Here is a 14726-nt window from a genome sequence, read left to right as displayed (position 1 = left end):
ACAACTCTCTACTTCAATAGAATTAAATACAAACATCTTTTTGAAAATAATAATTGAGAGTATGCCCTTTCCTGTATTTATTAAGGATGAAAATAGTACATACCTGTTGATAAATTCTCTTGAATCAAAACTGTTTGGATTACATGAAAATGAAATTATTGGGAAAAATGATGGAGATTTCATATCGGATTTAGATGAATTAACATTTATAAAAGAAACGGACGAACAAGTTTTAAAAAGTAATAAAGCTATTGAACTTCCTTCTCAAAATTTCACTTTAGCCAACGGTTCAGCATATTCTTTTAAAACACATAAAATCCCTTTTTTCAATCCCATTACCGAGAAAATAAATATTTTGGGATTTTCTATGGATGTAACTGACTCTGTTCAATTAAGTCATTTGAAAAAAATAGTTCTATTATGCAGTAACCCTTTTATATAAAAATAAAAAAAAATGCCCTAAATATATTTAGGGCATTTTTTTTTTGATTAAGGTAATTCAGTTATTTTTTATTTTCTACCCACTTACGAGCATTCACAAATGCTTCCAACCAAGGTGTGCATTCATCTTTTGCTTTATCAGCAGGGTAGTAACCGCACTGCCAAGGGAAAATAGAACGCTCTAAATGTGGCATCATTGCTAAATGTCTACCATCATCCGATACAATACCAGCAACATTCGCAGGTGAACCGTTTGGATTGGCAGGGTAGGTAGAATGACTGTATTGTAAGGCAACATTATATTTCGTTACATCATATGGGAAGTAAAACTTACCTTCACCATGTGCAACCCAAATTCCTAATTTAGAACCTTCAATCGATTTTAATAAAATGGATTTATTTTCTTTTGCAACATCAACATTCAGATAAATAGATTCAAATTTACTTGAACTATTGTGAAGCATTTTTGATTTTTCTGCATGCGTTGGATTGATCAATCCCAATTCAATCATCAACTGACAACCGTTACAAACACCTAAAGACAAGGTATCCGGACGGGCATAGAAATTATCCAATGCTTTTTTCGCTTTCTCATTGTATAAGAATGCTCCTGCCCAACCTTTTGCAGAACCCAATACATCGCTGTTAGAGAAGCCCCCAACAAATACGATAAAGTTTACATCGCTTAAATCTTCGCGACCAGCAATTAAATCCGTCATGTGAACGTCTTTCACATCAAAGCCTGCAAGCCACATGGCATAAGCCATTTCACGATCGCCGTTTACTCCTTTCTCACGAATGATGGCAGCTTTCTTTCCACTCTTCGAAGTACGAGCAGCATCTAAACCGTATGCACTAAGCTTTCCAGAAAAATTATTTGGGAATGTAAATTGAATTTCGTGTTTGCTGTAATTATCAAAACGTTCTTTTGCATATTCTGCGGTACTTTGTTTCTCATCTAATAAATAAGATGTTTTGTACCATACATTTCGTAAGGCAGCAACATCAAAATCAGTAGTGTTGCCATTTAAGTGAACAGAAACACTCGTTCCCATTTCCACCGTACCAATAACAGCAGCACCTACACCTTTACCTACTAAATAATCTTGAACGTTAGCTGCATCTTTTACTTGTAATACTAAGGCTGGATTTTCAGCAAACAAACATTTTACTAAATCTACTTCTCCTAAGAAATCTAGATTTACATGAACGCCAATTCCATTTTCAGGAAAACACATTTCAAGTAGAGTTGTGATTAAACCACCACTCGATACATCATGACCGGCTAAAATTAATTCTTCTTCAAGCAAACCTTGTATCGCATCAAATGCACGCTCAACATGGTCTGTATCTAAAATATCTGGTACGGTATTACCGAGTTTATTGAGTATTTGTGCAAAAGATGAACCACCCAATTCTAGTGGCATAGACGTTAAATCGATGTAGATTAATCCCGTTCCAGCTTCTTTTTTAAGATTTGGTGTTACTCCTTTACGAACATCCGTAACTTCGCCAGAAGCAGAGATGATAACCGTTCCAGGCGCATATACGACACCATCTTTGTATTTTTGTGTCATCGATAGAGAATCTTTCCCTGTTGGGATATTGATTCCTAGATCGCATGCATAGTCGCTTACGGCTTCAACAGCTGCGTACAAACGTGCATCTTCGCCCTTGTTTTTACAAGGCCACATCCAGTTTGCACTCAATGAAATACCGCTTAATCCTCCCTCAATCGGTGCGAAAACAATATTTGCAAGCGCTTCTGTAATTGCAATACGCGAACCTGCTTCTGGATTAATTAAGGCAACAGCAGGAGCGTGGCCCACAGCAGTTGCTACACCAACCTTACCTTTGTAATCCAATGCCATCGTACCATAGTTACTTAAGGGCAATTGCAAAGAACCTACATTTTGTTGTTGTGCAACTTTACCTGTAACCGAGCGATCTACTTTATTGGTCAACCAATCTTTACATGCAACGGCTTCTAATTGCAAGACAGCATCTAAATATTCGCGTAGCTTAGATTGGTCGTATGTTATTTCTTCGAATGTAGTTGTTGGTGTTTCATCGCGAAGTATTGTTTTAGGCGGATTGCCAAACATATCTTCCAATGGCCAATCGATTGGCTTTTCACCCGTCACAGATGATTCAAACGTAAAATGATCATCGCCTGTAATATCGCCAACTACATATAAGGGTGCACGCTCGCGGGCTGCAACACGCTCAAGTGTATCTATGTCTTTTTGGTTGATCACAAGTCCCATACGTTCTTGTGATTCATTGCCACAAATTTCTTTAGCAGATAGGGTAGGATCACCCACAGGTAATTTTGACAAATCAATTTTACCGCCGGTACTTTCTACCAATTCAGATAAACAGTTTAGGTGTCCACCTGCGCCGTGATCGTGTATGGAAACAATTGGATTTTCTCCGCTTTCCATCATGGCACGAATTGCATTGTACACACGCTTCTGCATTTCTGGATTGGAACGTTGAATGGCATTCAATTCAATGGAACTATTCAATGCGCCTGTATCCAATGAAGATACCGCACTACCACCCATACCAATGCGGTAGTTGTCACCACCCATTACCACAATTTTATCTCCAAGCTTTGGTATATTTTTCTGTGCATCTTTCAATACGCCATACCCAATACCACCTGCTTGCATGATTACTTTATCAAAGCCATAACGCTTGCCATTTTCTTCATGCTCAAAGGTAAACACCGAACCATTAATAACTGGCTGACCGAATTTGTTACCAAAGTCAGATGCTCCGTTCGATGCTTTGATTAATATATCCATCGGCGTTTGGTACAACCAATCGCGTTCTTTCATTCCTTTTTCCCAAGGTCTATCTTGCGTCAAACGAGAGTATGCGGTCATGTACACTGCCGTGCCCGCTAAAGGAGCGCTGCCAATACCACCTGCAATACGATCGCGAATTTCTCCGCCCGAACCTGTTGCTGCTCCATTGAAGGGTTCAACCGTAGTAGGGAAGTTGTGTGTTTCTGCTTTAAGGGATAAAACAGATTCCACATCTTTGCATACAAAATAATCGGGTTTGTCCTGTGTAGCCGGTGCGAACTGCTCCATCACCGGACCTTTTGTAAACGATACGTTGTCTTTGTATGCGGAAACAATTTTATTGGGATTTACTTCGGAGGTTTTGCGAATCATTTTAAATAGGGAAGATTCTTTTTCTTCGCCATCAATGATAAAACGACCATTAAAAATTTTATGTCTACAGTGTTCGGAGTTTACTTGAGAGAAACCAAACACTTCAGAATCAGTTAGTTTGCGGTTGTGTTTTTTTGCAACCGTATCTAAGTAATCAACTTCTTCTTGACTCAATGCCAAACCTTCTTGTTTGTTGAAGGCTGCAATGTCGTCTATGTATTTGATGGGCTCTGGTTGAACGTGAATATTAAAAAGATCTTGTTTCAAATCTTGATAAATCACTTCCAACATCTTATCGTAATGCGCCTCACCGTTTGCAACAGAGGTAAATTCTTCAATACGAAGAACACCTGCAATGCCCATATTTTGAGTAATCTCTACTGCATTGGTTGCCCAAGGCGTCAACATCTCTTTACGTGGACCTTTAAAAAAACCACGTACAGATGCGTCCGAAAGAACTTCACCATCCAGTAGCCAATTTAGTTTTTGTATATCTTCTGTTGAAAAGGAATGTTCTGTATGAATGGCATAGATGGTGCCAGTGCTTTTTTTCGCGAAAACGATCATGATGCTCAAAGGTCAATTGAAGGGACAAAGATACGGTTTCGGTGGCTTAATAAATAGAGAAGGTGGAAAAGAATATGGACCGTTTTCAATAAAACAAGCCCCCAAAGGTAGGGGGCTTACAAATTAAAGAAATTGAATATTAATTACAATAGATTAGTATTTACTAATATTCCGAAACATTTCCTTTTTCGTAAAAATACGATGACATTAACTGATTAAAATTACCTTTTAATGTTTTAATATTCTGGGGATTATTTTCTTCTTGCAAAAAGCATTTTATATAACCAGTAACTAGTAAATGATTATTCATATCAACATTTTGTTTATTGAATATGTATAAATGTCCATTATTTCCATTTGCACTATTATAATCTAAGGACTTCCAAACAATACCATCGTTATCGGTAAAAGAAATTGTCACCCCTTTTTTAACCTCGAAGGTTTCCGAATTTTCTCCAAATGAATAATTTTCAGTACTTTTTATTGGTGCACTTTGTAGGTAATCAAAATATTCTTGATGAGAAAAAACGTAATTTTTATCTACCGATTGGATATTTTGAATTTCTATTGATAAAAATTCTTCAGAAGAATTATCGCCACTATACCACCATGATTTATAATAGGTATTAAAAAAATATTTATCTGTTGTATTTTCATGAATTAAATATCCTCCTGAAAAATACGTAGGATCATTATACCATTTAAATCCGTTTTGGTAATTAAGAGTATCGTCACCAAAAGTACCTTTAAAATACAATTTTTGTGAAATATCTGGTTGAGGCGTTTTTTCTTTTTTTGTACAAGAACCTAGCATTCCCAAGCCAATGATTACACATACAGCTAAAAACATGTTGAAATTAGTTTTCATAATTGATTTAAGTTTAAATAATAAAAAAAACATTTTAAATGTCTATTAAACAATACACAACAATACAAATTAAATAAAATAACCAACCTAAAATTAGACGATAGCCTTATAATTGTTGACGAAAAGACAATAACTATATATGTAAAAATATTTTACACTCTATCAACCTGTAGTTACTTTAAATTAAAATCTCAAAATAAAACAACAGCTAAAGGGTAAATCTAATTAATAACTTTTTTTGATTAACAAGACATAAACGTTTTTGCAAAAAAAATAATGATGCTCAAAGGTCAATTGAAGCTAAAAGGATACGGTTTCGGGCTTTGAAAAACTAGAACTGTGGGTTAGTTTTAATGAAGTATGGAGTACGGAGTACGGAGTATAGAGTATAGAGTACCCAAAAAAGCTTCAGATATTTCATCCAAAGCCTTACTTGAGGTTACAATGAAACACGTATCCAATTCAAATTATTCTATTTTCTCTTTCACGATAAACGGTGTCAAAATCTTAAATTTTAAGATATTGACACCGTTTATTTTACGGTATCAGATTTTAACACCGTTCATTTATAACCCCAGTTAGCAGTAGTATGACTTAATTATTTGTACTTTGTACTTTGTACTTTGTACTCAATACTCCGTACTTACCCTCGATCCACCAACAAATACTCCAAATAATAATCCCAAAACGAATCTACTTCAACTGCTGCAGGGTCAATTTCAATAAATTGTTTTTTCAAATACTCCCAGTCTGCATCGACGAATACTAAGTTTTCACTTTCTTCCGTAGAATAATTTTCTATAAATTTTTCATACAGATAAATACAAATAGCCATTTTATCCAAGCTGCTATTCATAAACACCGGCTTATAATCGTTTTCCGTATCCACATAACAAATCCGATAGTTGTCCATCGGGTCAATGCAAATAGGATTGCTATCACCTGTTTCGCCAATAATGAACCAATCCGAAAGTTCCGGTCTATCTTCTAAATCGTACAGATCGTCTGGAGAAATAAAAGCAGGGAAGGTGCTCAAATTAAATCGAAGGTAAGGAGCAGCCTCGGTTGGAAGTCCAACCATAGAAAGAAACTCTAATATATCAACAGGTAAGGGAATAGAATGAACCGATTCAAATTTAATTTTATCGAGTTCAATATCTTGCTCTTCCCAGTAATCGATGTAGTCTTGAATAATCATACAACAAAGTTAGTCGTTTTCTTTTTAATTCTCTGCTGTTAAAATTCAAAAAAACAAAAAACAAATTTCAAACAGAGAAAACTTCAAAAAGAATTTAGGAATTGTTATTATATTAAACCTAAATTAAATAGAGCCCAACATAAATTTTAACTTTCAACAAAGTTGGGAAGGAAATACACAACAAGGCGTAGATTTATGTTTGGGATATGATTGCGCTAATTCACCATTAGACTATTTTGTACTCATAAGAGGAATTATTGTTCGTTTGGAATTTGTTTTTTGTTATTTGGAATTTACTTTAAAAGTAAAAAGCCTCACCCGAAACAAATCGAATGAGGCTTTTTAAATATCTATTAATCAATATTAAAATACTTCAATTACAGTATACAAACGATCTAAGAACATAAAAGTATCGCCTTTTTTCTTATCCCATAATATTTGAAATAAAGGAGCAAGGGTTGAGATTGCATGAAAGCTCAATTCATCTACTTTTATTTCACCGATACCTGTGCTTACAAAGTAGTTTTGGAAGGTTGTAAATACAACAGATCCAAACTTTACTTTATCTTGTTCAACCACGTTGATTCGATGCAACAAACCTAAGTTATTTACACCTTCATTTGCTTGTCTTGCATACATATCTCTAGTTGCATGCATGGACTCTCTGAATGAATCAGAAAGTTCTTCGGATACTTTTTCTGCATTCGCACTATTCAACGCATCTTCCATTGCTTTTTTAGCAATTGCAACGGTATTCTTCTGAATATCAATACATTTATTTAATAAAGCCTTTTTTAGTTTTATCTTTTCATCCGAACTCATGTTAATCACGCCTACACGCTTCGGAGCAGGTCCCTCCATGGTTAATTCTTCAGAAAGATGTCTAGAAGAGGTCTTTTTTGCAACTACAGAACGAGGTGTTTTCGATGGTTTACGAAATACAACAACTTCTTCATCGTCATCGTCGTCGTCCTTCTTTTTCTTTTTTCTTCTTGGTTTGGCAGCAGGTTTCATAGTATTAGAAACAGGAGTTGGAGCTGGACTCTTTTCTACTGTTTTAGCAACTACATTTTTAGGCTCTACTACGTTTTTAACTGCTACAACTTTTTTAGGTGCTTCTACAACTTTCGCTTTAGCTAAAACAACAGCTTTTTTAGCAGCAGGAGCTACCTTTTTAGCAACTACTTTAGCAGCTGGTACTGGTATAGCTTTTTTAGCCACAACCTTAGTAACAGGTTTAGCCTTTGTAACCGTTTTAGAAACAGTTTTTTTAGCTACTACTTTAGGTGCAACTTTTTTTGCAGGAACAACTTTTTTAGCAACCGTTTTTTTAGCAGGAGCTACTTTTTTCGCTGGAGCCGTTTTTTTAGCAACAGGTTTTTCTACAACCTTCTTTTTAGAAGCCGTAGTTGTAGCTTTAACAGGAGATGTCTTCTGTTTTTCAACTTTCTTAGCAACAACTTTTTTAGTTGCTACACTTTTTTTAGCACTAGCCGTGCTCTTTTTCGCTACTTTTGCCATCTTTCAATGAAAAAATTTACTTGTGTGAATGACTAACCTGCCAAGGTTTTCGGATACTAATTTAAAAGGTTCATTGTCAATTACAAAACTTCCATCTAAATCAATATAGTCAGAATTGCCCGAAATCCATGCTCCGGACCTAATTCCGAGGGTAGTTTCGACCATACAACCAACCATGGTTTTAAGACCTAACTTTCTGGATTCAAGTAATATACGAGCACCTTCGCGGTATCCGCCAGCCTTCATTAATTTCATATTTACACCGTGGAAAAGTTCTTTAATTTCTTTTAGATTTGGGTCAAAAGTTATCGACTCATCGGCAATAATTGGAATTTTGCTGTACTTTTTAAGGTATTTATAGGCATCTTTTTGATCTGATGGGAAAGGTTGTTCCAAAAATTCAAGGGGTAAAGCGCTTAAATCTTCCATTTCTTTGATCAATAAATCCGGATCTTGCCAAGCTTCATTTGCATCTACTCGTATAGATTTATTAAAATACCGATGTGCTGTTTTAATTAATTCTTTACTTTCTTCTTTTCCTGTTTTAATTTTCAAGGAATCGAAACGCGTTAAGTTATGCTCTGAGATAAAATGCTGAATGGCACCTGGCTCCATAATGGGCAAGGTATAGGATGTAGCTAAGGGGGCAGTATTTAATTCAATTCCTGTATACCGCTTAAAAAAATATGGATCCGAATCGCAACGTGCATGAACATAAGCACTTTCAATTGCGAAACGTAAAGATTGACACAAACGTAAGGCGTCTAAACAATCGTTGAATTTATTTTCATCGCGCAATAACGCGGCATCCCATGTTGTAGTAAACCCTTTAAATTGAGATTCTATTAATTCTATAGTTTCTCCATACCGAATATTTGGAGCAGCTTCACCTGCATATATTTTAGCATCAATGTGTAAGAGTACCAACAAGTTTGTTTTTTCGGTCGATGCATTTCTAGATATTTTCCAAGTATACTTTAAGGGCAACAACAAGCGCGTACATTCCCAATAGGTATGAATCATATATAAATAATTATGTACTAAAATACGTATTGTTTCCGTTCAAATAGCAAAAATGATTGAATATTCCTTATTTTTGTTTTTTACAACCTATGAAATTCATTTTCAAATTCAGTTTAATCCTGTTTGTATTCAATAGTTTACTATTGAAGGGACAAGACGTACAGTTTTCACAATATTACAACAGCACCATATTTTCAAATCCTGCGTTTGCTGGTACTGGAAATAACACGCGCGTAGGAACCATATATCGCACACAGTGGACCAATATTGCAAAACCATACAATACCTTTGCTGTTTGGGGAGATCACGCTATTGAGTCTGCACGACTGGGAGTAGGCTTGTGGATTATGCGCGACGCACAAGGTCAAGCTCGCACAAATTCTACGGAAGTGAATGCTTCAGTATCGTATTTAATTCCGTTTGAAGGTGGCTGGTCTTTTAGAGCTGGACTACAATTGGGCATGATTAACCGAAACGCAAATTATACGAATGCACTTTTTGGTGATCAAATAGATAATAACGGAACAACAGGGGCAACATCAACAGATCCAATTTTAGGTTATAGTCCATCCAAAACATTTGCCGACATCGGTGCGGGTGGTTTACTTTATAACAGAAACTTTTGGATTGGATTGGGATTTAACCATATCAATACGCCAAATCAATCTGTGACCAATGTGCAAGGTTTTGACTTACCGATGCGCATTAATGTACAAACTGGGTATAAAATTTCACTTAACGGAACGGGGGGGTATAAAAATTATCGACCAAAAGGGAGTAAGGAAATTAGTTTAACTCCCACTTTAAACTTCAAGAATCAAGGATCAAACAATCAATTAGATATAGGATTATATTACACCTATCAACCCATACGATTTGGAATTTGGTATAGAGGTATACCCGTATTACCGAACAATGGAAAACCCAACAACGAAGCAATCATACCGATGGTTAGTTTTATTCAAAAAGGTTTTACGTTCACGTATAGTTATGATTATACCATTTCAAGTTTAACAACAAAGCAAAGTGGAGGCTCGCATGAACTGTCCTTAATTTATGAATTCAGAGTACCGTATAAAAAATCGAAAGCAAATCACAGAACCATTCCGTGTCCTAATTTTGAACGCTCATACGAACACTATTAAATGATTACAACATCTGTAATAATAGAATGCATTGGATGGATTGGCGCAATATGTGTGCTAATTGCTTTTTTTTTAATATCTACCAAACGTACGGACGTTTCTAAACCAACATACCATTGGTTAAATATTGTTGGAGCATTGGGTCTTATTATTCATACCAGCTACAATGGAGCTTTTCCTTCAGCTTTTGTCAATATTATATGGGTAGGAGTTGCTATATACTCATTGCTAATGTTTAAAGCTTCATAATTATAAATTCATTTTCATTATAGTCCATTAAATTATAGTCTAAAATTTGAATTTTACATTTTTTTTATTTATAATATGTATATATGAAAGAATTGATTGATACTCTTTTTACAAACGAAATTTCTGTACCAGCTAAGACTGTACTAATTAAAGATAATACACATACCGATAAATTATATTTTATAAAAAAAGGCTCCGTAAGGGTATTCTATAAAAAGGGTAATAAGGAAGTTACAGCAGAATTATTTCTAGATAATAAAATTTTCACTTCAGCAGAAAGCTTTTTGTTCAATGAATCTAGTATTTATATTTTTGAAACAATGGAAGATAGTATATTAAAATATGTAACGAAAGAGAGTTTCGATGCATTCTTAAAGAAATCAGAGAATAGCAAAGACTTCTTTTATCAAACATTATTAAAACAATCTATTGGACATATAAGAAGTACTGTTGATTTATTAAAATACAAACCTGAAGAAAGATATCGAAGATTTATTCTACAAGAACCCAATATTATCAATAGAATTCCCCTAAACATCATTGCATCGTATTTAGGGATTACAAATGTTTCTTTGAGTAGAATTAAGAATCGTAAGCAGAAAGTATCATAACGATACCGAATACCTGAACGTATGATATTTGCACTCATTAATCCTTTTTGAGTCAATTTTTATTTTATCTGGAATTTTGTATTATTTTAAGTCAATAAACGCTGTTTTGGCTTTTGGATTGCATTTATTTTTACCAGACCAATTGGCACATTATTAGGATACTTATTTATTCAACCCAGACAAAATGCAGGATTTGATGTTTCTGTTTCAATCGCAATTATTGATTTTTTTATTGTAATAATAGGTGCTGTAACATTCTTACCCTTGAATTATAAGAAAGCAACCTAGGTTATGATAAAGCAGAATAAAGTTAAATGTGATTCGTTTCATGCACTGATTTAAACAAAAAACGCTACATCTGATAGCGTTTTTTTAATCAATCATAAATCGAATTCCTAGATAAAATTCACGCCCTCTGGTAGGGCCCCATGCAAAGGATGAATCAAAATAGGGACCAAATGGATCTTGCCATCCAAGAATGGGTCTTAGCTGACGAAAGTCAAAGATATTTTCACAACCACCATATAGTTCAACGGTTTTCCATGTTTTTGTGAATTGGGCACTAATAATTGTATACGGATCTGATTTTTTAGGCCGTTGATATTCTACTGGGTTACTTGATGTATTCGGTAAACGCTGCTCTCCAAACCAATGAACATTCACATCCGCATGCCATGCCTTCGTAACAGGCATGTATGAAAAACTACCCATTACTTTATTTCGTGCATTAAATGGAAGTATAAATTTTTCACCTTGCTCCATTCTGAATACATCCAGAAATGTATAAGCGAGTTTAGCCGTAAAACGTTTGTAAAAAGTAAAATTACCTTCAACTTGAAATCCGTTTGAAATGGATGTGCCGGTATAGTTACGGATAAACGCTTTTTGAGGATCCGAATCATAATCTGGAAATATCTGATTGGAGAAGCGTGTTTGATAAAAATCCAAGGATACAATACCTTTAAAATTTTCACCCGTTATATCCTGACTGAGATTAATACCCCAGTTGAATGCTTGTTCGGGATTTAGCTTTTCAGTAATAACGATATCACGTGAACTTGCAAACAAATTTATATTCTCACTAAAAATATTTATAGTTCGCCAACCGGTACCTGCAGAGAGACGCATAGTAGTAGTTCGGGTGAAATCGTATTTAAACTGGGTTCTTGGTGTAAAGAAAAAACCATAGGTATTGTGATGATCCAAGCGCATCCCAACAATCCAAGCAATTTTATCACCTCTCCATTTAAATACATTTTCAGCAAATACTCCGGGTATAATCTCGTTTTTTAAATACGTACCCGCATATGTTCTTCCAATAACATCTCCCGCAGTAAAATCAATCTGTTCTATTCGATGCATATATCGAATGCTAATACCCGTTTTAAGCTGATGCTTTTTTTTCCATCTTAATTCATACTGCACATTTCCATACGCATTGTATTGTTGGGCCTTATAATGAATTGCACCAAAATAGGAGTCCTGGTTCTGATAAAAGGAAGAAGCGATTAAGGTAATTTTTTTGTTTTCGGTAAAACGATAACCTGTTTTAGTATACAATTCAGGCTGATCAATAGCCACCGTTTGTCCGTATACGGTTGAACTTCCTTTCTGAGAAACATCAAAATTAACTTGGCCACCAACACGTTGTTCATGCAGATAACGAAGACCAATCATCGTGCTCCAGCCTAGACTATCTTCGTCGCTGTATTTCCATTTATTATACAGCATGTAACGGGTAAGTTTAGGAATATCAAGGAAGGTATCTTTATCCCTGTCGAAATCTTTTGCTGGTTGCACCATATGAAAAGATCCCAACGTACTCCATTTGTTCCAACGTTTTGAATAATTGGCGTTTAAATGCTTCTCCATGAAACTATTCATATAGGCATTCAGGAATAGCTTTTTGGTTTTGTCCGGTTGTTTTAAAATCACATTGATGCTTCCTGAAATGGATTCAAATCCTTGCAATACAGAATTTGCGCCCTTAGCGATATAAATATTTTCTACCAATGTCCCTGGAATGCTACTGATTCCATAGGTATAGGATAGTCCCTGAATCAAAGGCATACCATCTATGAGTACCTGATTATACACACCAGACAATCCTAATATCCGAAGTTCCTTGCTGTTGGTGATGATATTGGTTGTCATCGGTTGAACAGTTGCTTGTGTTTCAAAGCATCCAGCGAGGTCACAGCAAGAAGATTTTTGCAGTTCAGCCTGATTGATACTAGCTGTTCCATAAGTATTTGTTTCTTTACCCCGAATGATGATTTCAGATACAGTTGGATCAGCATGTAGTTGGATTCTTATATTGGTTTGATCCGTAATTAAAATAGTGTCAGATACATAACCGAGCAAATTGATTATTAATCTTTTGTCCGTAATGTTAGTTATCGGAATATTGAATGTACCTGAAGAATCGGAGGTAGTACCGACGGAAGAATTGATCCAATACACAATTGTGTACGGTAGCGGTTCGGTTAAGGTATCAGTAACAACTTTTCCTGTAAGATTTTGTGCGAATGAATAATGGGAAAATGAACATATAAATACAAACAGGAAAAAAATTCCTAGCTTATAATGCATAATGGTAGGGATTAATTAAATAAATAGATTTAATAGCTATGTTATTCGGCTATGGAAGAATATCTAAGCATTTAATTTAGGCGGTTGCCAAAAAGAATTTATATAGGAAGAAACACAAACAGATTGGTACAAAGAAATTTGAGAGGATATTTGAAACGATTGGAATTCAAATTGAAAATGAGAAATTTCAAATGAAACACTAAAATTGGCACAGCCGGAGCAAAAAGGAGTACAGCTCGTATGATTGTTGTTAGATGATGCATCTGAACCCTCAGCACATGTATCTTCATTGCAGCAACAATCTGCATCTGAACAAGGTGCTATGGAAAGTACCAATACAAATAAAGATAATATGAGGATAAAGAAACGCATTTGTATTCAAATATATAAAATGTGGGTTGGTTTGGCAAACCAAAATTGCATGAATGATAGACAACAGACGAATCAAAACCGAAATTGGAACAAAAAATTAAGTTTTTATTGAATTACAGCTAAATGTGAAAGGATTCAGCTTTTCAATTTTTCAAAATGCCTAAAAACGAATCGCACCGGAACTTTAAATTGCTTTAAACAAGCTGATAATTAGTATAGTTACATAATAACTGTATAAGATGTATCATGAATTGGATGCGTTTAAATGGAATTAGAGAGGATTAGATTCGTATAATTGATTGAGGATGACCAGTAATTGGATGTATTTTGAGGTTAGATAAACTTTAAACAAAATCGAATGAAACACGCGTACAAACGATTCCATACGTTGATTTAACAAACAAAAATTTGATACACTGAATGTCGTAAAAAAGAATCTTAAAAGACGTTAAACTGTAACATGGAACTCTGATTATAGAGTAGATGGCGAACCAAAAGAATAGGAATAATACTACGATAAATTCGATTTTGTATTTTATAGAATATGGAGTTCGGATTACACATTCAATACAATTAGTCGTCAATATATAAAGAAAACATAGGGGCCGGGTTTAATAAAATTCTATTTAACATAATGTAAATTATATAACAATTAAATAGGTAATTAATTGACTACAAATAACCTATAAAATGTGTATGATCGTTAAAAATGATGATTTATTGTTAACGTAATCATTCTCTGTTTACATTCTCTGTTTAACCTAAACAAATGTTATCAGGGTTTCTTTATTTGATTTTATCGGGTTTATTCCTTTATCAAATGCGCTACGTTCAATTTGCCTTGCTACATTTTATCGGGATTTTATCAGGATTATAATCTACCACCAAATCAAAAAGTAATGGGTCACATCCATTTTCTGGGGAGCAACTGGTTTAGGCGAATAATTTAGACAA

11 protein-coding genes are annotated in these 14726 nt (G+C 34.8%); 4 read left to right on the top strand and 7 right to left on the bottom strand.

The features are described from left to right. The coding region (locus tag Q0543_RS03280; RefSeq protein WP_299249065.1) for a PAS domain-containing protein at positions 1 to 442 on the top strand (442 nt) is incomplete at its 5' end. Positions 443 to 503: 61 nt separating this feature from the next. Here the strand turns inward: Q0543_RS03280 and purL are convergent. Then, positions 504 to 4193: a phosphoribosylformylglycinamidine synthase gene (gene purL / locus Q0543_RS03275; protein WP_299249062.1), complete on the bottom strand. Its 3690-nt coding sequence runs from the start codon at positions 4191 to 4193 to the stop codon at positions 504 to 506. On the opposite strand from purL, the gene Q0543_RS03270 reads away from it, so the two are divergent. Continuing rightward, positions 4192 to 4320 carry a hypothetical protein gene (locus Q0543_RS03270; RefSeq protein ID WP_299249061.1) on the top strand — a complete coding sequence of 43 codons (129 nt, stop codon included), beginning with the start codon at positions 4192 to 4194 and terminating at the stop codon, positions 4318 to 4320. The genes purL and Q0543_RS03270 overlap by 2 nt on opposite strands. Positions 4321 to 4356: 36 nt before the next feature. On the opposite strand, the gene Q0543_RS03265 is transcribed toward Q0543_RS03270, so the two are convergent. The 4 genes from Q0543_RS03265 to Q0543_RS03250 all read right to left on the bottom strand — a co-directional run bounded on the left by Q0543_RS03265 (position 4357) and on the right by Q0543_RS03250 (position 8803). Beyond that, the gene (locus Q0543_RS03265; RefSeq protein ID WP_299249058.1) at positions 4357 to 5061 is read right to left on the bottom strand and encodes a hypothetical protein; all 705 of its coding nucleotides are present in this window, start codon (positions 5059 to 5061) and stop codon (positions 4357 to 4359) included. A gap of 643 nt (positions 5062 to 5704) precedes the next feature. Next, complete coding sequence (locus Q0543_RS03260; protein ID WP_299249055.1) at positions 5705 to 6259, bottom strand: SUKH-4 family immunity protein; 555 nt, start codon at positions 6257 to 6259, stop codon at positions 5705 to 5707. 363 nt (positions 6260 to 6622) lie between these two features. Further along, positions 6623 to 7780: a hypothetical protein gene (locus Q0543_RS03255; protein WP_299249053.1), complete on the bottom strand. Its 1158-nt coding sequence runs from the start codon at positions 7778 to 7780 to the stop codon at positions 6623 to 6625. A 3-nt stretch (positions 7781 to 7783) separates the two neighbouring features. Beyond that, the gene (locus Q0543_RS03250; protein ID WP_299249050.1) at positions 7784 to 8803 is read right to left on the bottom strand and encodes a dipeptide epimerase; all 1020 of its coding nucleotides are present in this window, start codon (positions 8801 to 8803) and stop codon (positions 7784 to 7786) included. A gap of 89 nt (positions 8804 to 8892) precedes the next feature. Here Q0543_RS03250 and Q0543_RS03245 point away from each other — a divergent pair, with 89 nt between their 5' ends. Then, positions 8893 to 9948 carry a type IX secretion system membrane protein PorP/SprF gene (locus tag Q0543_RS03245; protein WP_299249047.1) on the top strand — a complete coding sequence of 352 codons (1056 nt, stop codon included), beginning with the start codon at positions 8893 to 8895 and terminating at the stop codon, positions 9946 to 9948. A gap of 332 nt (positions 9949 to 10280) precedes the next feature. Next, positions 10281 to 10808 carry a Crp/Fnr family transcriptional regulator gene (locus Q0543_RS03240; RefSeq protein ID WP_299249044.1) on the top strand — a complete coding sequence of 176 codons (528 nt, stop codon included), beginning with the start codon at positions 10281 to 10283 and terminating at the stop codon, positions 10806 to 10808. Positions 10809 to 11180: 372 nt separating this feature from the next. Here Q0543_RS03240 and Q0543_RS03235 read toward each other — a convergent pair whose 3' ends face one another. Then, positions 11181 to 13400: a carboxypeptidase-like regulatory domain-containing protein gene (locus Q0543_RS03235; RefSeq protein WP_299249041.1), complete on the bottom strand. Its 2220-nt coding sequence runs from the start codon at positions 13398 to 13400 to the stop codon at positions 11181 to 11183. Positions 13401 to 13463: 63 nt separating this feature from the next. Beyond that, positions 13464 to 13772, bottom strand: coding sequence for a hypothetical protein (locus Q0543_RS03230; protein ID WP_299249038.1), 309 nt, complete (start codon positions 13770 to 13772; stop codon positions 13464 to 13466). Positions 13773 to 14726 lie beyond the last annotated feature (954 nt).

It is taken from the genome of uncultured Cytophaga sp. (genome assembly GCF_937863595.1).
In the GTDB taxonomy this organism is placed as follows: domain Bacteria; phylum Bacteroidota; class Bacteroidia; order Cytophagales; family Cytophagaceae; genus Cytophaga.
The sequence above is the reverse complement of the archived record's forward strand: the minus strand, read 5'-3'. Positions and strand labels throughout refer to the sequence as shown.

Coding starts and splice junctions, on each gene's coding strand:
- Q0543_RS03255 (WP_299249053.1), bottom strand. CDS start 7,780: ATGGCAAAAGTAGCGAAAAAGAGCACGGCTAGTGCTAAAAAAAGTGTA.
- Q0543_RS03265 (WP_299249058.1), bottom strand. CDS start 5,061: ATGAAAACTAATTTCAACATGTTTTTAGCTGTATGTGTAATCATTGGC.
- Q0543_RS03240 (WP_299249044.1), top strand. CDS start 10,281: ATGAAAGAATTGATTGATACTCTTTTTACAAACGAAATTTCTGTACCA.
- Q0543_RS03250 (WP_299249050.1), bottom strand. CDS start 8,803: ATGATTCATACCTATTGGGAATGTACGCGCTTGTTGTTGCCCTTAAAG.
- Q0543_RS03260 (WP_299249055.1), bottom strand. CDS start 6,259: ATGATTATTCAAGACTACATCGATTACTGGGAAGAGCAAGATATTGAA.
- Q0543_RS03245 (WP_299249047.1), top strand. CDS start 8,893: ATGAAATTCATTTTCAAATTCAGTTTAATCCTGTTTGTATTCAATAGT.
- Q0543_RS03235 (WP_299249041.1), bottom strand. CDS start 13,400: ATGCATTATAAGCTAGGAATTTTTTTCCTGTTTGTATTTATATGTTCA.
- purL (WP_299249062.1), bottom strand. CDS start 4,193: ATGATCGTTTTCGCGAAAAAAAGCACTGGCACCATCTATGCCATTCAT.
- Q0543_RS03230 (WP_299249038.1), bottom strand. CDS start 13,772: ATGCGTTTCTTTATCCTCATATTATCTTTATTTGTATTGGTACTTTCC.
- Q0543_RS03270 (WP_299249061.1), top strand. CDS start 4,192: ATGATGCTCAAAGGTCAATTGAAGGGACAAAGATACGGTTTCGGTGGC.